At 62.5% G+C, this 22,414-nt stretch carries 21 protein-coding genes; 15 read left to right on the forward strand and 6 right to left on the reverse strand.

What is annotated here, in order from left to right:
* Positions 1-6: 6 nt before the first annotated feature.
* Positions 7-1,158, reverse strand: coding sequence for a DmsE family decaheme c-type cytochrome (locus tag B0E51_RS06140; protein ID WP_077444330.1), 1,152 nt, complete (start codon positions 1,156-1,158; stop codon positions 7-9).
* 407 nt (positions 1,159-1,565) lie between these two features.
* Here B0E51_RS06140 and B0E51_RS06145 point away from each other — a divergent pair, with 407 nt between their 5' ends.
* From B0E51_RS06145 to B0E51_RS06215, 15 genes are all read left to right on the forward strand, one after another.
* Complete coding sequence (locus B0E51_RS06145; RefSeq protein ID WP_077443999.1) at positions 1,566-2,003, forward strand: FdtA/QdtA family cupin domain-containing protein; 438 nt, start codon at positions 1,566-1,568, stop codon at positions 2,001-2,003.
* Complete coding sequence (locus B0E51_RS06150) at positions 1,988-2,653, forward strand: acetyltransferase (protein ID WP_077444001.1); 666 nt, start codon at positions 1,988-1,990, stop codon at positions 2,651-2,653. Before B0E51_RS06145 ends, B0E51_RS06150 begins: the two co-directional genes overlap by 16 nt.
* 7 nt (positions 2,654-2,660) lie before the next feature.
* Positions 2,661-3,614 (forward strand): hypothetical protein, encoded by a 954-nt coding sequence (locus B0E51_RS06155; protein WP_077444003.1) that lies wholly within the window; start codon positions 2,661-2,663, stop codon positions 3,612-3,614.
* Positions 3,601-4,533: a GNAT family N-acetyltransferase gene (locus B0E51_RS06160; RefSeq protein WP_077444333.1), complete on the forward strand. Its 933-nt coding sequence runs from the start codon at positions 3,601-3,603 to the stop codon at positions 4,531-4,533. Before B0E51_RS06155 ends, B0E51_RS06160 begins: the two co-directional genes overlap by 14 nt.
* Positions 4,534-4,562: 29 nt before the next feature.
* Positions 4,563-5,675, forward strand: coding sequence for a DegT/DnrJ/EryC1/StrS family aminotransferase (locus B0E51_RS06165; protein ID WP_077444331.1), 1,113 nt, complete (start codon positions 4,563-4,565; stop codon positions 5,673-5,675).
* Positions 5,672-6,922 carry an O-antigen translocase gene (locus tag B0E51_RS06170; protein ID WP_077444005.1) on the forward strand — a complete coding sequence of 417 codons (1,251 nt, stop codon included), beginning with the start codon at positions 5,672-5,674 and terminating at the stop codon, positions 6,920-6,922. Before B0E51_RS06165 ends, B0E51_RS06170 begins: the two co-directional genes overlap by 4 nt.
* Before the next feature lie 2 nt (positions 6,923-6,924).
* Positions 6,925-7,872: a glycosyltransferase gene (locus tag B0E51_RS06175; protein WP_077444332.1), complete on the forward strand. Its 948-nt coding sequence runs from the start codon at positions 6,925-6,927 to the stop codon at positions 7,870-7,872.
* A complete protein-coding gene (locus B0E51_RS06180; protein WP_254424431.1) occupies positions 7,869-9,059 on the forward strand; it encodes a hypothetical protein in 1,191 nt (396 codons plus the stop codon). The genes B0E51_RS06175 and B0E51_RS06180 overlap by 4 nt, the downstream gene beginning before the upstream one ends.
* Positions 9,060-9,070: 11 nt before the next feature.
* Positions 9,071-9,907, forward strand: a complete 837-nt coding sequence (locus B0E51_RS06185; protein ID WP_077444007.1) for a Wzz/FepE/Etk N-terminal domain-containing protein — start codon at positions 9,071-9,073, stop codon at positions 9,905-9,907.
* A gap of 152 nt (positions 9,908-10,059) precedes the next feature.
* Positions 10,060-10,944 (forward strand): class I SAM-dependent methyltransferase, encoded by an 885-nt coding sequence (locus B0E51_RS06190; protein ID WP_077444008.1) that lies wholly within the window; start codon positions 10,060-10,062, stop codon positions 10,942-10,944.
* A gap of 25 nt (positions 10,945-10,969) precedes the next feature.
* Positions 10,970-12,178, forward strand: a complete 1,209-nt coding sequence (locus B0E51_RS06195) for an amidohydrolase family protein (protein WP_254424461.1) — start codon at positions 10,970-10,972, stop codon at positions 12,176-12,178.
* A 2-nt stretch (positions 12,179-12,180) separates the two neighbouring features.
* Positions 12,181-12,879, forward strand: a complete 699-nt coding sequence (locus tag B0E51_RS06200) for a class I SAM-dependent methyltransferase (protein ID WP_077444011.1) — start codon at positions 12,181-12,183, stop codon at positions 12,877-12,879.
* 24 nt (positions 12,880-12,903) lie between these two features.
* Positions 12,904-14,421 (forward strand): radical SAM protein, encoded by a 1,518-nt coding sequence (locus B0E51_RS06205; protein WP_077444335.1) that lies wholly within the window; start codon positions 12,904-12,906, stop codon positions 14,419-14,421.
* Positions 14,422-14,434: 13 nt separating this feature from the next.
* A complete protein-coding gene (locus B0E51_RS06210; protein ID WP_077444334.1) occupies positions 14,435-15,562 on the forward strand; it encodes a glycosyltransferase family 4 protein in 1,128 nt (375 codons plus the stop codon).
* Positions 15,559-16,656, forward strand: coding sequence for a glycosyltransferase family 4 protein (locus tag B0E51_RS06215; RefSeq protein WP_077444012.1), 1,098 nt, complete (start codon positions 15,559-15,561; stop codon positions 16,654-16,656). Before B0E51_RS06210 ends, B0E51_RS06215 begins: the two co-directional genes overlap by 4 nt.
* A gap of 75 nt (positions 16,657-16,731) precedes the next feature.
* Here the strand turns inward: B0E51_RS06215 and B0E51_RS06220 are convergent, their stop codons facing one another.
* The 5 genes from B0E51_RS06220 to B0E51_RS06240 form a co-directional block, all read right to left on the reverse strand.
* Complete coding sequence (locus tag B0E51_RS06220; RefSeq protein ID WP_168172583.1) at positions 16,732-17,949, reverse strand: sulfotransferase; 1,218 nt, start codon at positions 17,947-17,949, stop codon at positions 16,732-16,734.
* A 120-nt stretch (positions 17,950-18,069) separates the two neighbouring features.
* Entirely contained in the window at positions 18,070-18,993 is a 924-nt protein-coding gene (locus tag B0E51_RS06225; RefSeq protein ID WP_077444014.1) for a flavin reductase, read from the reverse strand.
* Between the two features lies 1 nt (position 18,994).
* Positions 18,995-19,624, reverse strand: a complete 630-nt coding sequence (locus B0E51_RS06230) for a methyltransferase domain-containing protein (RefSeq protein WP_077444015.1) — start codon at positions 19,622-19,624, stop codon at positions 18,995-18,997.
* Positions 19,625-19,667: 43 nt separating this feature from the next.
* Positions 19,668-20,882 carry a nucleotidyltransferase family protein gene (locus B0E51_RS06235; protein WP_077444016.1) on the reverse strand — a complete coding sequence of 405 codons (1,215 nt, stop codon included), beginning with the start codon at positions 20,880-20,882 and terminating at the stop codon, positions 19,668-19,670.
* The gene (locus B0E51_RS06240; protein WP_077444336.1) at positions 20,857-22,368 is read right to left on the reverse strand and encodes a radical SAM protein; all 1,512 of its coding nucleotides are present in this window, start codon (positions 22,366-22,368) and stop codon (positions 20,857-20,859) included. The genes B0E51_RS06235 and B0E51_RS06240 overlap by 26 nt, the downstream gene beginning before the upstream one ends.
* Between the last annotated feature and the right edge of the window lie 46 nt (positions 22,369-22,414).

The following is a 22,414-nucleotide window of genomic DNA, read 5'->3' on the forward strand; positions in this document are numbered from 1 at the left end:
TGTCGTTCACTGGTGGAACATGGCGCCGTTGGGATTGTTCGAGCCGTGGATGTTGCTGTGGCAGGTCAGGCAACTGCGCCCCATCACACGCTCGTCCGGCGCCAGTCCGTTGCGCAGACCCTGACGCGTCAGCAGATCGTTGGGGTGGTTGTCGTTCGTATGGCATTGCTGGCACAGCATCGGCGCCGGCAGCACCAGCAGGTTTTCCTGGTTCGAGCCGTGGGGGGTGTGGCAGTTGAGGCAGCTCTCGGCTACCGGCGCGTGTTCGAACAGGAACGGACCGCGCTTCTCGGCGTGGCAGGTTTGGCAGGTCTCGTTGACGGTGTCGGTCTTCAGCAGCGGCTGGGTGATGCTGCCGTGCGGATTGTGGCAGTCGACGCAGGAGATCTGCCCCTCCGGCAGCGGCATGTGCGAACGGCGGTTGAACTGGGCGCGGACATCCTGGTGGCAGGTCGCACACACCTGGTTGATGGAATCGTTCGCCAGCACGCCCTCGGCCGACGACCGCGTCATTGGGTTGTGGCAGTCGGTGCACGACAGCCCGCGCTCCTGATGCACCGAGCCGATCCAGTGCTGGCGCGCACCACCGACGTGGCAGCTCAGGCAGGTGGCCGTCTGCGTTTCGATCGGGGTCTTGGCGTCCTTGGTGAAGGCGATGATCAGGCCCGGGGCCGCGGGGTTCTTCGCGTGCGCCGAGCCAGGGCCGTGACAGGCCTCGCAGGAGGCCTGCGGTCCGGTGTTTGCGCTGCCCGCGCGGAACGAAGCCACGTGCAGGCTGTGCGAGGCCTGGATGCCTTCCAGCGCGTGGCAGGCGGCGCAGCTCTTCGCGCCGATAGCATCCGCACCCGGCGCCAGCGGGTTCTGCGGGATCGAGGCCGCATCGAACGGTGTGGCCGGGCTGCCATCGAACGCATGCGCGTGCATGTCGCCATGCGCAGATGCGCCGGCACCCATGTCGGTGGAGGGCAGCATGCGAGCGATATCGCTCTCACTCAGGCGATCGGATGACTGGTGCGCGGGAAGCTGGTCGGCGCTTGCGCTGTCACTTTGCTGTGCCTGTGCACCGGACGACCACAGCAACACGCTGCCAAGACCGGTTATCACGGCCAGCAGCACCGTCAGCGAGAGTGCCATCACACCCGTCGCTCGACGAGTCATCTTCCTTCCCAAGCTGCCTTTGCGCGTTGCCGTCATCCAGCCGATCCCCATGCATCCCCCATGGCTTGCTTCATGCCTAAAGCGAGGCTCGTGCGCGTGATGCTGTAGAGAGCCTTGTGTAACTGGGTGCTGGTTGAGCCATGAAAGGTTGCATCCGTGTTGAACGGGCTCGGGAACCCGCCTTCGTGGCGGCCTTGTGTCGTAGAGAGCGCAGTGTCACGCGCGGACGCAGACAGCCAAGGCATGCGTTCGCAAATCAGGGACTTCGCAAATGCGAACGGGTCGACCTGTCATTCAAGGCGAAGTCGGCGCCTTGACCATTCCCGATCCCGACGCAACCTTTCCAGACCGGCGCGGCACTCAAGCAAGTGGGGCATCTTCCAAGAATCTACAGCCGGGTCCAGAACATGGAAATCGAACGAATCCAGTTGCAGAGGCATGGCGACAACGGCGGCATGCTCATCGCATTGGAGGAGGATCGGAACGTACCCTTCGTGATCCGGCGCGTGTATTACATCTACGCCACGCAGAACGATGTGCATCGGGGCAAGCACGCACACCGCCATCTGCATCAACTGGCAGTAGCGGTGCGCGGCTCGGTCACCTTTCTGCTGGACGATGGCAGCGGGCCAGTCGAGATCGTGCTCGACGATCCCTCGCAGGGCCTGATGCTTGGTCGCATGGTATGGCGCGAGCTGTACAACTTCAGCGAGGATTGCGTGTTGATGGTGCTGGCCGACCAGTTGTACGACCGGAGCGACTACATCACCGACTACGCCGATTTCATGCGCGAAGTCAGTGGCGCCATGTACCTGGAGGACATGGCAGCATGTCAAGGCCGCTAGTCCTGATCGGAGCCGGCGAGTTCGCGCAGATCGCCTGCGAATACTTCGAACACGACAGCGATTATGACGTGGTGGCTTTCAGCGTCGAGCGCGACTATCTCGCGCAGACGATGTTGGCGGGTCGTCCCGTGGTGGCGTACGAGACATTGGAGGCGCATTACCCGTCGGCAGATGTCGATGTGTTTGTGGCTATCCCGTCCAGCCAGCTCAATCGCCTGCGCACGCGCTTTTACCTGGATGTGAAGTGCCGGGGTTACCGGCTTGCCACCTATGTCAGTACACGCGCTTTCGTATGGCGCAATGCCGAACTGGGTGAAAACAGCTTCATCTTCGAAGGCAACGTGATCCAGCCGTTCGTACGCATCGGCAACAACTGCATCCTGTGGAGTGGCAATCACGTGGGGCATCGCACGGTCGTGCGCGACAACGTGTTCATCGCCTCGCATGCGGTCATTTCAGGTTATTGCGAGATCGGCGAGAACAGCTTCATCGGGGTGAACGCCACCTTCAACGATCACGTGAAAGTGGCGCCCGACAATGTGATCGGTGCCGGCGCGCTGGTCACCCGCGATACCGAGCCGGGACGAATCTACGTCGGCTCGCCGGCCAAGCCGGTGCCCGGCAAGTCCAGCCTCGACGTGAGGCTTTGAAGAACGCATGTTCGAGTGGAGCAAGCAAGGGCTGGTGTTCGAAACCGCGCGGCATGGCGTGGGCGGCTGGATGCGTCACTCGGCGCTCACGCCGACGCCGTATCGCATCGACGATGAGCTCATCCGCGTCTACGCGGGGTTTCGCGATGCCTATGGCGTCAGTCGCATCGGCTACGTCGACGTGCGGGCAGACAATCCTGCGAGCATCGTGCGTGTCAGTGCAGAACCGGTACTCGACACAGGTCGGAACGGCTGCTTCGACGACAATGGCATGATCCTCGGCGACGTCGTCAATGCGCCAGGCGGCCTGCACATGTTCTATGTCGGCTTCCAGCATGTGGCCAAGGCCAAGTTCCTGGCGTTTACCGGCCTGGCGGTTTCCACCGATGGTGGCGATCATTTTCGGCGCGTGCAGGAAACGCCGATCCTCGACCGCGCGCCTGGTCGCAGCACCATCGGCGCAGTGCACTCGGTCATCCACGAAAACGGCCGCTGGCGCATCTGGTACGCCGTTGGCGACGATTGGGAAACCATCGGCGGCCGACCTTTTCCGCGCTACCACATCCGCCATGTGGAGACGGACGATCTCGGTGCCATACCGCGCGAAGACCATGTCTGCCTGCTGCCGCGTGGCAGCGAGTATCGAATCGGTCGGCCACGCGTATACCGGCTCGGTGGCAGGTACGTCATGTACTTCACGCGCGGCAATGTCGGCGGCGAATATTTTCCTGGCGTCGCGTACAGCGATGACGGGATCCGATGGGAGCGCCATGATGAGGCGCTGGGAATGACGCTGTCCGCCAGCGGCTGGGATTCACGGGTCATCTGCTATCCCGCACTGATCCGGCAGCGTGACAGGCTGCTGATGTTCTACAACGGCAACGACATGGGCGTGGATGGATTCGGAGTCGCCGAAGCCCGTGGCGCCTGCGTCGTCGGTGACGAACATGCTCACGGTTAGACCTTACGTTCCAGCCGATGCGGGAGCCTGGGACGTCGTGGTGGAGCATTCCAGGAACGGCAACTTCCTGCACCGGCGCGGTTACATGGATTACCACGCCGATCGCTTCGTCGACTGTTCGCTGATGGTCGAGCGGGATGACAAGGCCGTAGCGGTTTTCCCTGCGAACATTCGGGACAACCTGGTCGTGAGTCACGGTGGCCTTACCTATGCCGGGCTTGTTTCGACCCACGCGTTGCGTGCCGAATCGACGCTTGCGGTATTCGAGAACCTGGGCAAGCACTATCGCTCGCTGGGTGTGGAACGTGTCATCTACAAGGCAGTTCCGCACGTGTTCCATGCGTATCCCGCGGAAGAAGACCTGTATGCCCTGCATCGGTTGGGAGCGCGGCTGAATCGCCGCGACATGTCCTCGGTGATTGCGTTGCAGGAACCGTTTCACTTCACGGACGGACGAAGGCGCGCCGTCGGCAAGGCAGGCAAGGCAGGCATCACGTTGCAGGTGGGTGCCGATCTCGCAGACTTCCACGCGTTGCTTTCGGAGGTGTTGCAAAAGCATGGCGTCGTGCCAGTCCACAGCTTGCCGGAATTGCGCCTGCTGCAAGCCCGGTTTCCCGGGCACATCGTGCTTCATGAGGCTCGCCTCGAGGGCACCCTCCTGGCGGGTGCTCTTGTCTACGATTTCGGCAGGACCGTGCACACCCAATATCTGGCTGCATCGGACGAAGGGCAGCACCTGGGTGCACTCAGCCTCCTTCTGGCAGAACTCATCACCGACACATATGCGAAGAGGCTCTATTTTTCCTTCGGCATTTCCACCGAACAGGAAGGGCAGGTGCTCAACACCGGCCTGATCACGCAAAAGGAATATTTTGGCGCGCGCGCCATCGTGCACGATTTCTACGAATGGCGGCTCTGATGAAGACTGACCTGATGGAGACCGCCCTGATGGACGTCCCGTTCCTCAGTCTCAAGGACGTCAATGCGCGGTATGCGGATGAGCTGAAGGCGGCCGCCGCGCGGGTGATCGATTCGGGTTGGTATGTGCTCGGCGAGGAGCTTTCGGCTTTCGAGCACGAGTTCGCGGACTATTGCGGCGTGCGTCATGCCGTGGGCGTGGGTAATGGACTGGATGCCCTGTCACTGATCCTGCGTGGCTACAAGGAACTTGGCGCCATCGAAGAGGGCGACGAGGTGATCGTGCCCGGCAATACCTTCATTGCCAGCTTTCTCGCGATTACCGAAAACCGGCTTGTGCCGGTTCCGGTCGAGCCCGATCCGATGACCTTCAACATCGATCCGGCTGATGTAGAGGCGGCCATTGGGCCACGTACGCGCGCGATCATGGCGGTGCATCTGTATGGCCAGTTGGCAGACATGCCTGCCTTGGCTGCGCTGGCCCGGCGATACAACTTGCTCCTGATCGAAGATGCGGCACAGGCGCATGGAGCGATCGGCGACGGACGCAAGGCCGGCGCATTCGGCGATGCAGCGGCCTTCAGCTTCTTTCCCGCCAAGAATCTCGGCGCACTGGGTGATGGCGGTGCGGTGGTGACTGGCAACAGGGAGCTGGCGGAGCGGATCGCGGCGTTGCGCAATTACGGTTCCGCCGTGAAGTACCAGCACCTCTTCCAGGGCCTCAATTCGCGGCTCGACGAGATCCAGGCCGCCATGCTGCGGGTGAAGCTGAAGTATCTCGACCAGGACATCGCATGGCGTCGCCGCGTGGCGCAGCGCTATCGCAATGGCATCGTTCATCCGCACATCCGGTTGCCGCATGTGGCGCGAGAGGAACAGCATGTCTGGCATCTGTTCGTGGTTCGTTGTCCACGCCGTGATGCCTTGCAACGACATCTGCAGGCGCAGGGCATCCAGAGCCAGGTGCACTATCCGGTGCCACCACATCGGCAACCGGCCTATGCAGCGTTGCGGGACTCTCATCTGCCGCTGACGGAACGATTGCACGATGAAGTGCTGAGTCTTCCGATGGGACCGACGCTGCGCGACGACGCGGTGGATCGGGTGATCGCAGCCTGCCAGGCATTCGAGTGCCCCGCATGAACATTGTCCGCACAGGCTTCTACACCACCATCGCTACCGCCGCGCGGCTGCTTGCGGGTCTGGCCGTGATCAAGCTGGTGGCGTGGTTCGCCGGCCCCGCGGGCGTGGGCAAGCTGGGCCAGTTCATGAGCCTGATGTCGTTGCTGGCCGTGCTGGCTGGTGGCGGCATCAGTGCCGGCATCGTGAAGTACGTCGCCGAATACCGTCAAGACGCACAGAAATTGTCGCGCCTGCTTGCCGCGGCGCTCTGGTATGCGCTCTGCGCATCCTGCCTGATGGGAGGCGCCGCGCTGCTGTTCAGTCGGCAGATTGCGCTCTGGCTTCTGGGCGACCCGGGTTATGAAAGCCTGATCCGCGTACTCGCCGTGGCCCAGCTCGGCATTGCACTGGTCAACTACATCCTCGCCGTGATCAACGGCTTCATGGATGTGCGCCGACTTGCCTTCATCCAGGTGCTGGGATCGGTTTTCAGCATCGTGCTGGTGCTCTGGCTGTCGCGCTGGCTGCATCTGTACGGCGCGCTATTGGCACTCGTCCTGGGTCAGCTGCTGTGCCTTGTCGTCGGCTTGCCGGCCTGGTGGCGCAGCCCATACTTCCAGCGCAGCATGCTGCGGATGCAGTTCGACCGCGAAATGACCCTGCGGCTCGCGGCCTTTTCGGTGATGACGCTCAGCTCCGCCTTGTTGCCGCCCCTGATCAATATCGCGGTTCGCGATCACCTCGCGGTCCAGTTCGGCTGGGAGCAGGTCGGTTACTGGCAGGCCGTGAGCAAGGTGTCGGATGCCTATCTGCTGTTCCTCACCACGGCGATCAACATCTACTACCTGCCCAAGCTGGCGTCGACGCACGAGCGTGCGTCGCTGGTGCTCGAACTGCGCAATGCCTACCGCTACCTGTTGCCCGCTGTCATCGCTTTGGCGGTTGTGGTCTATGCCTTGAGAGGATGGGTGACACGCCTGCTGTTCAGTGCGGACTTCACGTCCGCCAATGCCTTGTACGGACCACAGCTGGTGGGCGATGTCATCAAGATCGCTTCCTTCATTCTGTCCTACGTCATGCTGGCCAAGGCGATGACGCGACTGTTCGTGATCTCCGAGTGCGTGTTCGGGGCCAGCTATCTGGTGCTGGTCTATGTGCTTACCGCGCACTTCGGTCTGGTCGGCGCGATGTACGCATTCACGATCAACTACGTGATCTACCTCGTGTTCAATGTGCTGGTCGTGCGACGCTACCTGGGAGGGCTGTGACGATGGCCTTCGACGTATCGAAAAACGAGGCAGCGATGCCGCTGGTCTCCGTGCTGATACCTGCGTTCAACCACGAACGTTTCGTGCAGCGCTGCCTGGACAGCGTGCTGGAAGATCCGTATCCGGCCAAGGAACTCATCATCATCGATGACGGGTCGACCGACAAAACCGCCGACAGGATTGCTGATTGGGTGGCGACGCATTGCATGGATCTTCCGATCGAATATGTGCGTCGGGAAAACAGGGGCATCGCTGCAACCTTGAACGAACTGGTGGCGCGCTCGAGCGGGGATTTTCTCCGTCCTGGCGCGAGCGATGACTATTTGTTGCCCGGCGGCCTTGGTGCCCAGGTCCGCTACCTGCTGGCGCATCCGGGTAAAGGAGCGGTGATCGGTGATTCGGTCGTCGTCGATCAGGACGGCAAAAAGATCCATGACAGCGGCATGCGTGATCTGCATGGCGCCAACAAGAGCCTCTATCGGTCCGATGAGGGCATACGACGCGCCATCATCAGCCAGTGGGCCATCGGCGGCCCGGTCGCGCTGATGAGAAGGAGCGCGCTCGACACCGTCGATCGCTGGAGTGAGGGCCTGCGTATCGAAGACTGGGATCTGTTTCTTCGGCTGGCAGCCCGTGATGCGCTTGGGTTCATCGATGTCAGCGTCTGCGCGTATCGCATTCACGGAAACAATCTGAGCACGACGCGTCACACAGGGACTCGCATCAGCAATCTTGCCGAGTCCAGACAGGTTGCGATGCGAAGAGCCAACCTGTTCGCGGAGCCGTACCGAACCTTGCTCAGGGCGCAGTCTCATTACATCGCTGCAAAAATCTCGTTCCTGGATAGACGGCTGTGGCCGCTGCTGCATCACATGCTGGCTTATCTATCACTGGTCATGGTTTCAAAGGCCCGGACTCCAGCAGCAACCCCGGATGGAGAGAGGGCATGAAACGGCTGCTGCGCCTTCCTTCAACCTATCTTGGGCTTCCGCTCCTGCTTGCCTGTGGGCTGACATGGCTCACCTACGATCTTTCCGCCGATTACCTGGAAGGCCTGCTTCTGCTGGTACTGGCGGCATCGGCCATCGTCCTGTTCGATGTGCAGGCAGGCGCGAGGCTGCCGGAGATCGCGCGATTTCGTTCGCGCAGCTACACCGGTACCCGAGACTCACTCGTCGCGCTGGCTTTTGCCGGCCTGATCATTCTCTTCTGCCTGCTTGATCTCGTACTGTTTCCCATTCCGTTGCTCGACAAGCCCTCGTCCTACGCCACGTTTGATGGTGGTCGCGAGCATATCCGGCACATTTCCGACATGTGCTGGGTACTTCCTCCGATCGGCCTTCTTTGTGTCAGGAGAAAATGGCTTCGCAACCTGCTCATCGTCTGTGGTTTTGCATTTCCCATACTGGTGATCGACCGGAACCGGGTCTTTGCCGCCTTGTTCTCATTTGCACTCGTCATCGTGCTGCGCAGGGATGAAGCAAAACCATTGCCGTGGAAAACCCTGGCCTTGCTGGTATTCGCAGGTGGCAGCATTTTTTCGATCCTCGGCATCCTGCGATCCGGTTCGCTGGATTACGTCAGGCTGCCTTTCAGTGCGATATACCGTGCCGCCCCGCAGGGCATCAAATGGTTGCTTCTTTACAGCAGTGCGGGCCCCTATAACTTCAGCGCGATGCTGGCCAAGGATTACTCCAACGCCAGCTTTCTCATCAACCAGGTGGTTCCCCTGAGTGGGTCTGTCGCGACAGCCGGGACGAACATCCCGCTGGATGCGCCGAATATCAACGTGGGAACTGAATTCCTTCCGTTCCTCCTGGCGCTGGGTCCCCTTGGTGCCATTGCATCGATGTTTGCCTTGTACGGCATGTTGCGATGGAGCGTGCAGCGTCTTCGCCCAGCGGTTCCGCTGTTTCCCTTTCTGATTTTCCTGCGCATTTCCTATGTATGCGTCATGTCGCCTTTCGCGCCGCAGGCATTCATATGGACGAATGTCGGTTTTATCGGCATCTGCCTTTTCATGCAGGCCTTTGCGACATGGCTGCCGAATAGACGAGTCGAGTGGCGGACAGACGCCAGAGAGGGCGATGCGCTTGTGACTTCCGTGCAAACCACGTCTTCGCAATCTTTCCAGTGAGAACAAAAACCATGGAACAAGACGAAATCTACTTGATCGACCTCTGGCGTACCTTCTCCCGTGAATGGAAGTGGTTCGTGGCCGTGCTGATCGTGGTCCTGGCCTGTACCTACGCCTTTGCGCACCTGGTGAAACGCCAGTGGGAGGGGACTGCCTGGATCCAGATCGGGCAGGTCGGGCAGGTGGTGTCGGGCCAGGATCCGAAAGTCGAACCACTGCAGCGTGTGCTTGAGCGGCTGCAACTGGTGTCGTTCGAAAACGATGTCCTGAAAAGCGCCGGTTATGCACCCGATTCATCCGTGGCCCAGCTTTACCGCCAGAGCCTGAAGCTGGATCCGCTGCCTTATGCCGGCCCACTCATTCGGTTGACGGTGCGGGCCTACTCTCGGCAGCAGGCCAGCGAACTCGCCACCGCGACGGTCACCCAGCTGCGTGCGATTCATCAACGCCTCGAAGAGATATCGCTGACGTCGGCGCGGGCGCGTCTCGCCCAGATCGAGGCCGACCTGCAGGCTGCCGAAGCTGATCAAGCCCGCTATCAACAAGCGGCCACACCGGTAAACAGGGGCGACGCAGGCACCAGGGACGTCCAGAGTCCGATGCTCGCCAGTGTGCTGCTGGCCAACAAGAACGAAGAGATCCGCGGCTTGCGGCAGGCGAGGAGCGATCTCATCGATCGCCTCGGCCCTGCCAATACGTATGAAACGTCGATGATGTGGCCGGTCTATGTCCCCGACAGACAGGCGTTTCCGAGTCCCGAGTTGACCTGGGGGATCGGCCTCATGTTGGGGGTTCTTCTTGGCGCACTTGCGACCATTGCCAGAGGTATCACGCGTCGATCCACCTAGAACTGGCCCACTTTCTCCGTCGAACCTGGCCGGATGCCGGATTCACCGCGACGCAGCGAGCGATATATCCATGCCAGTTCCATTCAACCAAAACAGCCCCCGCCGGCACTCACTGAACAAGCCTGTGAGTGCCGGGACGGAGTTCGATCAAAATGAGTGGGCCACACAAGCTAGAAATCGTGCGCCAGGCTGTATCCGATACCAGCATCGGCCAGCGCCCACGGAGTGCCCCTTTGGACGAGGCGCAACTGCTCGATACGCAACGCGCCTTCGACAGTGTCGCCGCAGACTATGACGGTCCGCGAGGCAATAACGAGCTGATCCAGCGCATGCGGTTGACCCTGTGGGACACCGTGCACAGCGAGGTCCCGGCAGGTGCCCGGCTGCTCGACCTGGGTTGTGGTACCGGCCTCGATGCACTCGAGTTCGCACGGCGCGGTTTCCATGTGGTCGCCTCCGATTGGTCGCCACAGATGGTTGAACGCACGCAGGCGCGCGTCGCCACTGCGGGTCTGCAATCCCGTGTCACGGCCACCCATCTGGGCGTCCAGCAGCTGGAAGAACTCGAAGGCGAGTTCGACGCCATCTATTCGAACTTCGGGCCGCTGAATTGTGCGCCGGACCTTGGCGCAGTTGCAGCCGAATGCGCGCGTCTGCTGCGACCCGGCGGCAGCCTGATTTTTTCGGTGATGGGCCGGATCTGTCCGTGGGAGCTTGGCCACTATGCGCTGCGGGGCCGCTTCAAGCGGGCTAGCGTGCGCGCAGCGCGAGGTGCGACGGCGGTGGGGATGAACCGCCACACGATCTGGACTCATTACTACCTTCCGCGCGAGTTCTATCGTGCCTTCGCCGAACACTTTTCACTGCAGGGCTATCGCGCGCTGAGCCTGTTCCTGCCGCCGCCTTATCTGGTGGATTTCTACCGGCGCCGGCGCAACTGGTGCGAGCGGCTGGGTCGGCTCGACGACCGCCTTGGTGGCCTGCCGCTGCTGCGCGACATGGGCGACCATTTCCTGATCGTGATGCGGCGGCGCTGAGCCCATGGACATACTCCAGGCAGCGATGGATGTCAGCTTGTGCCGGGCGGTCTCGGTCACGACGGAAGCCAGCTCGCGCGTGCCGCTGCCGATCCGGGCAGGGCGGATCGGTTCATCGCTGGCCGCGCGGGCGTATCGGGTCGATCTGCGCGACCATTTGATCTTCCCTGGCCTGATCAACGCGCATGAGCACCTGCACGTCAACACCGTACCGCCGCTGAAAACCGGCGCGCCCTTTCCCAACAGTTACGCCTGGATTGCGGCTTTCCAGGAACATTTCGAGGAGCCGGCCGTCATCGCCGCGCTGCAGGTGCCGAAGGAGTTGCGGCTGCGGCACGGTGCGCTGAAGAACCTGCTCGCCGGCACCACCTGTGTGGCGCATCACGATCCCTGGCATCCGGCGCTCGACGCGACGAATTTTCCGGTCGCACTGCTGCGTGATTACGGCTGGAGCTACGCGCTGGGCTGGCCCGGTTACGGTCCTCCAGTCCAGCAGAGCTTTGCCGCCACGCCGATAGATCGGCCCTGGCTGATCCACCTGGCCGAGGGTACCGATGCGACGGCGCAGGCCGAGCTGGCTCAGCTGGATCAACTGGGATGTCTGGCGGCGAACAGCGTACTGATCCATGGCGTGGGCCTGTGCGAGCAGGATGTCGATCGCGTGATCGCCAGCGATGCCGCGGTGGTCTGGTGTCCGACCAGCAACCACTCCCTGCTTGGGCGGTCACTCGATCCACAGCGCTTGTGCGCAGCCGGTCGGCTGGCGCTTGGCAGCGATTCACGGCTCAGCGGTGCCCGCGACCTGCTCGAGGAAATGCGCGGCATCGCAGCACGTGGCGAGCTCAATCCCGGACAGCTATTGGGACTGGTCACGACGCAGGCCGCCCGCATCCTGCGTCTGCCTTCGCGCGGCAGCCTCACGCCGGGCGTGCCCGCGGACCTGGTGATCGTCGAGGACCGTGGTGGCGATGAGGAGGGCAGTCTGGTGGGTATCGAGCGCAGCCAGATCCGCGCCGTGGTGCGCAACGGCGTCCCCTGCATTGCCGATACCGATTTCGCCGAATGGTTTGCCGTCGCAGGCATGGAGGCCGTGCCAGTGACGCTGGATGGCAAGCCGAAGCTGCTGGCCAAGTCTCTGGCCGAACCGGCGCTGGTTGCGCTCGAACCCGGACTTGAACTGGCCGCTGATCGGAGCGAGTGCAATCGCGATCTCATCATGGAGGCACGGTGCTAGTGATGACGCACCCACCGATGCTCGAACCTGCCGAGGCCTATGCGCTGTGGGCATCCAGCTATCCGGCGCATGCCCACAATCCGGTCATGCAGGCCGAGGAACGCGCCATGCTCGGACTGATGCCGTCCACGCTGCAGGGACAGGCCGTGCTCGACGTCGGCTGTGGCAGCGGACGTTACATGCTGCATGCGCTGCAACGTGGCGCGGCGCGCGTGATCGGCGCGGATCTCTCGGCACCGATGCTCGAGCGCGCCGGCACCGAGCTGGCCAGGTTTCAACCGGATGCCGAAGTCGACCTGGTTCAGGGCAGCCTGACCGCGTTGCCGGTGCCGGATGCGCGGGCGAATCTGACGATCTGCGCCCTGGTCATCGGGCATCTGGAGAATCTGGAACAGTCGCTGGCCGAACTGCGCCGGGTGACCCGACCCGGTGGCACGCTGCTGTGCAGCGACGTGCACCCGATCGGGCATGCGCTCGGCTGGGTGCGTGATTTCAAGTCCAGTGGACAGCGCTACGCCGTGCGGCATACGCAACACCTGTACAGCCATTGGCACGCAGCCTGCGCGACGCTCGGGCTGCGCATCGAGCAGGTGCTGGAGCCCATGCTCGATCCGATCGACATCCCTGACGGGGCACATTTCGACCACATGGCGCTGGAGGTTCCCGTCGCGCTGGTGTTCAAGCTCAGTCGCGCGTCCTGATCGCTTTTGCCGCAGCCCTTCGCCATGACCCATTCCGCCAACACCTTGCTGATCAACCCGACCATCACCTCGCGCTCCAGCGCGCGATTTCCGTTGTCGCTGCTGCATCTGTCGGCGGCGCTCGACAGGTTCGGCAACAGCCACATCATCGATGGCAATATCGATCGCGATGTCGTCGGCGAAGCGTTGCACGCGATGGAAGGAGGCCACTTCGATGCCGTCGGTGTCAGCGTCATGGGTGGCCCGCAGATCGCGCCATCGATCGATGTCTCCCGGGCGATCCGTGAACGTTTTCCGGCGGTGCCGATCATCTGGGGCGGCTACTTTCCCACGCTCTATCCGGATACCGCGCTGGCCGCGCCGTACGTCGATTACGCCGTGCGCGGGCAGGCCGAGGAAAGCCTGCCTGAATTGATCTCGGCCATCGGTCGCGGAGCCCAGCCCGAAGCGTTGGCAAAGATCGGCAGTCTGTCATGGCGAAACGAGGGTGCCATCGTGCACAACCCGAACCGCCGTTTCACGATGAATGACGACGGGCTGGTACTGCCCTACGACAAGCTCGGCGATCCACGGCGTTATCTCGCGCGTACGTTTCTGGGTCGACGCACGGCTGCACATCAGGCTTCGATCGGTTGCCGCTTCCGCTGCACGTTCTGTGGCGTGAACGCGATGTTCGGCGGCACCACTGTCCTGCCGGGCGCGAGTCGGCTCGAGCGCGACCTGAGTTATCTCAAGTACGAGGTCGGCGCTGATTCGATCCAGTTCTTCGACCACAACTTCTTCGACCGCGAAGTGGACATGATTCCGCTGCTCGAGGTGATGGCCAGACTCGAGATGCCATGGTGGTGCTATGCCCGTTCGGACGCGCTGCTGAATCTGTCGGAAAGCACGTGGAAGCTGGTGCGCAAGAGCAAGCTGCGCATGGCCTATGTCGGTGCCGAGTCGCCCAGCGGCGCGATGCTCAAGGAAATCCGCAAGGGCACGCGGCCGGATCAGACCCTGGAGGTCGCCGAGCTGTGCCGGCGAAACGGCGTGATTCCCGAACTCTCCTTCATGGTCGCGCCACCCGAAAACACCGAAGAGGAAACCGAGCACACCTTCGAATTCATCCGCGAGTTGAAGCGGATCAATCCCCAATCGGAAATCATCGTCTATATCTACACACCGTTGCCGGAAAGCAGCAAGCACGAAAAGGATCGCGGCAAGCGGGCGTCGATGCCGCTGCTCGATCTCGACGGCGAGCCGGTGGTGTTTCCCAGGACCCCGGAAGAATGGATGGAGCAGCGCTGGGTCGACTACGCCTGCCACGCCGATGCACCATGGCTCACCGACAAGCTGCGCAGCCGCATCCATGACTTCGTGACGGTGCTGCGTTGCCGCTTTCCCACGGTGCAGGATCTGCGTTCGCCGCCGTGGGCCAAGCGCAGCCTGAGCGCCATGGCCGGCTGGCGCTATCGCTACGGCAAGTACGACCGGCCGTGGGAACTGAACCTGGCCAACCGGTTGGTGCGCCTGCGCATGCCGCAGGTTTCAGGCCTCTAGACGCGTGCCGGCCTTGCACGTCGCGCAAATCAATTTCCTGCCGGCACCGACGGGCCTGGCGCATGACGAAGTTCTTGCGCAATGGCATTCGCTGATGGATATCGCCGAACTGGTTGCCGCTGCCGGAACTCGTGTTTCGGTGATCCAGGCGGCGACGCGCGATGATCGGCTCACACGAAATGGTATCGACTACCACTTTGTCGATATCAGTGGGGCGGTCGGGGCGATGGAGCGCGGCCGCCGTTTCGCCCGCCTGCTCAGCGAGATCAAGGCCGACGTCCTGCATGCGAACGGCCTGGGTTTCGCTGAAGCCGCATTCGCCGTGGCGCAGTGCCTGCCGCAACTGCCGATCATTTTCCAGGATCACGCCGATCGGCCGCCTCGCTGGTGGCGACGGCCGCAATGGCGGCGGTGGTATGCGGCCGCTGCGGGCGTTGCCTTCACGGCGCGCGAGCTGGCGTTGCCATTCACCCGCGCGGGTCTGTTCGCGCCGCAGATGAGGCTGTTCGCGATTCCCGAATCCAGCACTCGCTTCACCGTGGGCAGCCGCGTCGACGCCCGCATGGAGACAGGTCTTCACGGTGATCCATGCGTCCTGTGGGTGGGGCACCTCAGCGCCGGCAAAGACCCGTTGACCGTCCTTGAAGGAGTCGCCCGGGCGACACCGAAGCTGCCTGGTCTGCAGCTCTGGTGCGCGTTCGGCAGTGCCCCGCTGATGGATGAAGTGCAGCAACGCATCGCGCGCGACGCGCGGCTCGCCGGCCGCGTGCATCTGCTGGGCAAAGTGGCGCACGCGGATGTCGAGCGCCTGATGCAGTCTACGGATCTGTTCGTCTCCGGCAGCCTCGCCGAGAGTTGCGGCTATGTCGTGCTGGAAGCACTGGCCTGCGGCGTGACGCCGGTGATCACCGATATTCCATCATTCCGCGCGCTGACCTGCGATGGCAGCGTCGGCCATCTGTGGCCTTGCAGCGACGCAATGCGCCTCGCGGACGCGCTGATCGCAGCCGCGTCGAATCGCCCATCGCCGGAACGCGTACGCGCGCACTTCGATGCCGTGCTTTCGTTCAAGGCGGTGGGCGGTCAATGGGCAGACGCTTATGCACAAGTTCACGACGACTGGCGACGGAGGAAACCGTGAAGCTGGCGCTGGTGGTGCCGGGTGGCGTGGATCGCAGCGGCGAGTTACGCGTGATTCCGGTGCTGCTGGCCCTGATCGAGCGACTGGCACGGACGCATGACGTGCACGTCTTCGCGCTGCGTCAGGAAACAGTCGCGGGTCGCTGGGAGCTCGCCGGCGCCACCATCCACAACATCGGCCATGGATGGACACGACTGCGCGCAGTTGCGGCGATCCGCAGCGAGCATCGCCGCGCCCCATTCGACCTGGTCCATGCGATCTTCTCCGGTCCTTGCAGCCTGGTCGCCGTTGCCGCGGCAAAACTGCTGCGGCTGCCAAGCCTGGTGCATGTCGCCGGTGGTGAGCTTGTCGCCTTGCACGAGATCGACTACGGCGGACGACAAAATTGGAAAGGACGCCTGTGCGAAGCGTTGGTGCTGCGCGGAGCAAATGCCATCACGGCGGCCAGCGCACCGATCCTTGATTCATTGCAAGCACTCGGCCTGAAGGCGCAGCGCGTGCCGCTCGGTGTCGACCTGCAGGCATGGCCGCCGCTTGCACCGCGCGGGCGCAGCGCGAAGCAGGCGCGGTTGATCCATGTTGCCAGCCTCAATCGCGTCAAGGATCAGTCGACGCTGATGCGTGCCCTGGCGGCGTTGGTCGAGATGAGTCTGGAATTCCGGATGGACATCGTTGGGGTGGACACGCTGGAAGGTGAAATGCAACGGCTGGCTTGCCAGCTTGGACTGGAACAGCACGTGCGGTTCCATGGGTTCAAGACGCAGCGGGAATTGCGCCCGCTGATGGAGTCCGCCGATCTGCTGGTGATGTCGTCGTTGCACGAGGCTGGCCCGCTGGTCTTGCTGGAAGCCGCAGTGGCAGGCGTGCCTGCGGTTGGCACAGCGGTCGGGCATTTCGTGGAGTGGTCGCCTTCGGCGGCCTTGGCCGTACCCGTGAAGGGCTGGAAAGAATTGGCGAACGCCATCCACCAATTGCTTGCCAATGAGGAACTGCGGCTCCGACTGGCGAAGGAAGCGCAACGTCGCGCGATGCTGGAAGACGCCGATTGCACCGCCCAGGCGTTTCAGACTTTGTATCGAATGACACTTGTTTAAGTGCAGAGCTCGCTCAAGCCGGACTTTCACTTTCTGCAGAGGCTGACCATCGCGGTGGCGACCAAGTAGAAGACTCTAAAGCCCACGTTGCCTCGGGCGTGCGGAAAGGAACCGGACCCAGCGTGCCCTGAAGCGATCGGCCATCCAGCCGGCGTGTATCCGGATCTGCAGCAGTTGCCGGCGCAACGCAGGCAGCGGCGCCAACGGATAGCCGAGCTTTCCGACATCCTCGGCCAACATCGCGCTCAATCGTTCGCGCTCGCGTCGAGTGAGCGCATTGAACTCACCATCCGCAGGCCGGTGGTTCAATTTCCCCGCCACCTTGTTGCTGTCAAAAGAGCTGTTGCTCGGGGTGGGAATGCCGTTCGCGGTGGGCTGCATCATGACGGGCAGTGGCTGGATCCCGAGAAAGGAGGCCATCCGGCGGACACTGCCTGCCGTGTCCTCAAGCAGGTCCTCATAGCGGACGAGCAAATACGAGTCCGACGCAGGTCGAACCGAACGACTGGCTGCCTCCCGGTACGACAAGCGCATTTGACGCAGGATCCGACTCTCGTCGCTCGATGGGTGGCCGGAATTCCGTACGGCCTGACGGCTTGATGCGTAGACCGCGAAAGGATGGCGGACGACGTGGAGCAGTCTTGCCTCGGGAAATTCGGCCATCAGGCGCGCCAGGAAGCGCTCGTTCGTGGGTGTTTTCTCGACCCATCGCTCCAGGGCGCGAGCGGTGCGGAACCCTGTCGTGCAATGCGCATAGGCAAGCGCGATCGCGACCAGCGGCCAGGACGTTGTGCGCGGTCCGAGCCGCGTTTCGACCAGCGGCCACCAAGCCAGGAGGGTACGTGCGAATTCAACGTACGGCGAGCCTTCTGCCGACGAGCGGCCAAGCAGCCAGTAGGGGTGCTGGTTGATCGGGTTGGCAAGCCTGCGCAACCATTCGCAGCCGAGGAATCGCAGCCAGCTATCCGGCTCCAGTCGCTTCAGATGCCATGCGAAATTCGTGAGCATGGTGCCTTCGGCGGGAAGCACGGAGAGGGCAGGGTGGTGGTCGAGCAGATCGCGTACCAGCGTCGTGCCGCTTCGGTGAGCACCGAAGACGAACACGGGCCGACGTGCGATGGCGAATGCGTGCTCGATCTCGCTCGCAGTGAGGATCGGAGGGCCGGCCGACTCGGCAACGGACCACACAGCATGGGACCAGGTCGTGGCGGCCTGGCGCACGGCATCCAGATTCGTGACGCGCGGCCTTTGCAACTGCTGATCGAGCTGTGCCTCAAGATCGACAATATTCAAGGGGTCGCGTCTCGGGATCGGTGGCTTGGTTGATACGGATATGTTCCACGCTATTTGCTCACCGCTCTTGTTGACTGTCAGCAGCGTCCACGGCGCCGGGATCCACGGAGGACCTGTCGGCTAGACCTCCGCAAGCTGCGTGCCGTGCCGGCGACGGTACGCCTGATGAAAGCCGGCCGTGTGGTGCAGCTGGGTACCTTCCGTCAGTTTTTCGTCGGAGACGATGCGGCCAAGGAACAACGTGTGCGAGCCCACCTCCTGACTGTGCACGATGTCCAACTCCTGAATGCGCAGCGCTGCAGCAACGGCGGGAATGCCAAATTCCCGCGACAGTCGAACAGGAAACGGAGGCGCATTCCAGCCCGGAAGTGGCTGCTTGTGATGCTTGGCGAGCTGGTAAACAGCAGCCTTCATCGTTGCAGGGATGCTGGACAGGGCAACCCGGCGCACTTCGCGCATGACGGGCACGGAAACACTGGTGCTGCGTAGCGCGAGCGAAAACAATCCGCTCCGCTCCAGCGGTCCGATCAGATCCATCGGGAAGATATTTCGGTGACCTGGCGTGTCGACCGAGACAAGAATGACCGGCCGCGGACACAGGTAGGCGATCATGAGCTGCTGTACCGCGGCAGGTTCCGGGGCGAAATGCTGCGGCGAGCGATTTTTCAGCATGAGGCGGTTCTGAAGCCAGCGGTTCCACGCACGCAGCGGCCAGCCGAGACAGCGGTGTTCGCCAGCTGCGACGTGGTAGAGCGTGAGCGATGTCTCTCCGCTAGTGACTGGCATCGCCTGTGCCAGACGCAAAACGCCGAGCAGCTTTCCGGTAGCGCCATCGCGGTATTCGAGTACCGGATGTTGGCCGGCATCAAGACTGGTCGCGATCAACAGTGGCACCAGCGAAGCCACGGTGTGATCCGAGGTGACATCTGCGGATTTGCCGCCCCAGCACAATGTGGCGATGACCATCCGCTGCGGAGCAGCAACAGCAACCGTGGACCATTGCGGCAGTGGACGCAGGAACGGTCTTATCCAGTCCTTCCACATCTCAGAGCCGCCGGAATAACAGGAACATGTAGAGATCGGTGGCCAATCCGAAGCCACGTGGAATGAGGCGCTCCAGCCGGAAATGCGGTACTGCCGCCCGCGCCACGGCACGTGGCGTGAAACGATGGATGCGACTTTCACTCGGGATGGCGTAGTGACCACGTCGCAAAAGATTCATGATGTTCGCCCGCCACCAGCCGTAACGCGCATCACCGAGGTAATAAGGATTGAGCATGCTGGCCAGTACAAAACCGCCCCGATGGACCACGTGCGACAAATCTTCAAAAAGCAATGCGTGATCCGCGAAATGGTTGAGGACCGCAAAGTTCGCCGTGACTGCCTGCACCTTGCAGGCGAGCGGCGAGGCAATCTCGATGATGGCTTTGCGGGCGATTTCGTCGCGACAGTACTGCGCCAGGTGTCCGCACATCGGTTCCGAAGGGTCGTACACGAAAGTCGGGTGTCCGTGTGCGGCATAGACCTTTGCATCAATACCGGTGCCAGCACCAAAATCGAGTATGTCTGCTCCCGCGGGCAGCAGATTCAGCGCGACCTGCTGAAACCTGTCGCGCACCATCTGGTCTCGCTGCGAGGCCAGCATGAAGTTGTGGTACTGCTCTCCGGTATGCACGTCGTCGACTACCTTGCTGACAAACTCACTGCCTGATGCCCTGTCACCTAAGCGCCGGCGACTCCAATGCTGCACGCACGACGTACAAGGTATCCATCCGCGGCACCGGTCGAGTGAGCAAGGCCAGGATGCGTCGGCCCTGGTTTTGCCTGACCCAGCTTTGCCCGTGCAGCCAGAACTGTGTCCGCACCATGTCGTCACGCTCCTTGATGGTTTCTCCGGGAGGCCTGACACGATTCCTGACGTAGCGCCCGACTTCGCGGAAAGAACGGGACCATTCGATTCCAGCCAGCGCGTGAAGCCACAAATCCGAACACGAAACTTGCGTCAGGGTCTGGTGGCGCGAGATCGTCCGCAGCAGAGCAGGGCAGTCGCGCTCCATGCGGGCGAACACGGTTTCGGGAACCGCGTTCTTGTAGTAACGCGCAACCAGCCGCAGCGGCGGGAGTGCCCACCAGGGGGATTCGGACGCATGCTCGTCCCACAATATGTTCCAGTCACTTGCGGACATGCGCGCCGACAACAGCGCGATGTCGTGCAGATGCAGCAGGCGCAGACTGCGATTGCAGATGTTGCCTGCCGCGTGCAGCAGCAGATGGTTCATCAGGGCGCCGGTCGACGGATAGGAATTCAAGCCAGGTCGCGGCTGTCGCGGATAGATTCGTCCGGTGATGTCGACAGCGGATACCGGTAAACGCTCCTGGATACGGGTGTGCAGCTCGATATTGACCGGAGTGTCGCGGTGTTCGCCCAACCCCGCGGCGGGCTGGCCCGTCGCAGGCTTGAATACCCGATGCTTCCACGCGACGAACGACTCCACATAGCCGAGATCCTGCAGCAGCTTGCCCGCACGTTCGGCATCACTTTCGCAGACCAGCAGGTCGATGTCGGCCATTGGCCGTTCGCCGGGCGCATAAATTTCCAAGGCGTGCAGCGCAGAACCCTTCAGCGGAACGATGGCCAGCCCGGCGACGCGGGCGTCGACGTCGATGCGCTCCAGCAATGCAGCAATGCGTCGATGGCGGTGCTCGACGTGCTCACGCTGACTCGCGAGAAACAGTGTCCACTTGGGGTTTCGCCACCGGGAAAATTTGCAAAGCAGCGGCGACACACCGTGCGCGGCCGCAGCAGCTGATGCCAGCTGCCATTCGAGTTCACTCCACTCCGGCATTGAGCTGCCTGGCTGTACCAGCTCCGTGGCAAGTGCTTCGGTGGTGCGGCGCAAGCCGCTTCTAACGGTTTTGAGCGGTGGCAGCATGGCGGATCGCCTGGGGAGTACCTTGCGCCGTGGTGAGCGGTGACGCGGCGTCTTCGGTGCGGTGCGCCTGTTCGCAGGCGATCAGCGCATTCCATCGCCCATCGAGCGCTGCACCGTCCTGGCGGTAATGCTCCGGTTCCATGGCGGCCTTCGATTGCTGCAGGGTGACTTGCTCGTGCAGCAGGTCACGGACACGGCGATAGAACTCCGAGTCATAGGCGCCGCGGAACATCATGGCCAGGTCGTCGCTGTCCTGCCAGTTCGTCTTTGCGCCAAGCTGGGCCTTGACCCGTTCGTAGAATTTCGTGCCGGGTAGCGGATAGGAAACGCTGACGCCAATGTCGTCCGGCGCGGCCTGCGCGACCAGTTCGCGGGTGGCCAGCAGGTCGGCCAGTTGCTCGCCCAGATAGCCGAGCTGGATGAAGAAGCCCACGCGGATGCCGCGCTCGCCCAGCCGAATGCGCGCAGCGATCAGGTCGGCGACCTTGGTGCCCTTGGTCATCGCGTCCAGCACGCGCTGGCTGCCACTCTCCGCACCGATCCATGCCTCCGCGCACCCGGCTTGCTCGAGCGCGTTGGCCATGCGCTCACTGATCAGGTCGGCCCGGGTCTGGATGGTGAATGGCACGGACCCGTCGGCACTGCGCAGATGCTCGGCAAACTCCGTGACCCAGTCGACGTGGAAGCCGAAGATGTCGTCAGCCAGCCAGATATGATCGGGCCGGAATGTCTGTTTCAGATAGGTCATCTCGGCGGCAATGTCCTGCGGACCGCGTTGTTTGTAGTGGTTGCCCCAGATCGGCTTGGCGCACCAGTTGCAGCGGAACGGACAGCCGCGCGAAGCGGCCATGTTGAGGCTGAAGTAGCCATGCCGTTCGTTCCACATCGTGCGATAGCGTTCGATATCGACCAGATCCCAGGCGGGCCGGCCGGACAGTCGCGGGTCCGGTGGTTGTGCGCCCAGGCGCATCAGCTGCGTCTGTCCATCCACCAGCGTCGCGATGCCAGCAACGCCGGATGTCCAGTGTGCCGTGGCGATCTCCGGGTCGCTGTCCAGCCGCCCGATCAATTCGACCAGTGCTGCAATGCCTTCGCCGATCAGCACGGTATCGGCGCCCGCCGCGAGAAAGGCGTCCGGATGGTCCGAAGCGTCGGAGCCCGCAACGATCACCCGGGCGCCGTGGGCGCGCGCCTCGGCGATCATCTGGCACGCCGCCTCGCGCATGCGGCCGAGGCACATCTTGGTCAGGTAATTGAAGTTGTCCTCGTAGATGACCACCACGTCCGGTCGTGCGTTCTGCAGAGACGCCTGATAGTCCTCGACGCCATCGGCCAGCATGGCATCGAACAGGGTGGTTGCATGTCCAATCTCCCTCAGCAGCGCGGCGACCTGGATCGTGGCGAGTGGGGGATAGGGCTTGCCGCGCTCCCACTGCTTCCGGTCGTAACTCAAGAAGTAGGAGTGGCCAACCTGGATATTCAGCATCGCGAAGGGTCTCGTAAGCCGTGGGGCAAGCTGCGGCAGCGCATCG

The sequence above is a fragment of the Rhodanobacter sp. C05 genome (genome assembly GCF_002001165.1).
Lineage (GTDB): Bacteria > Pseudomonadota > Gammaproteobacteria > Xanthomonadales > Rhodanobacteraceae > Rhodanobacter.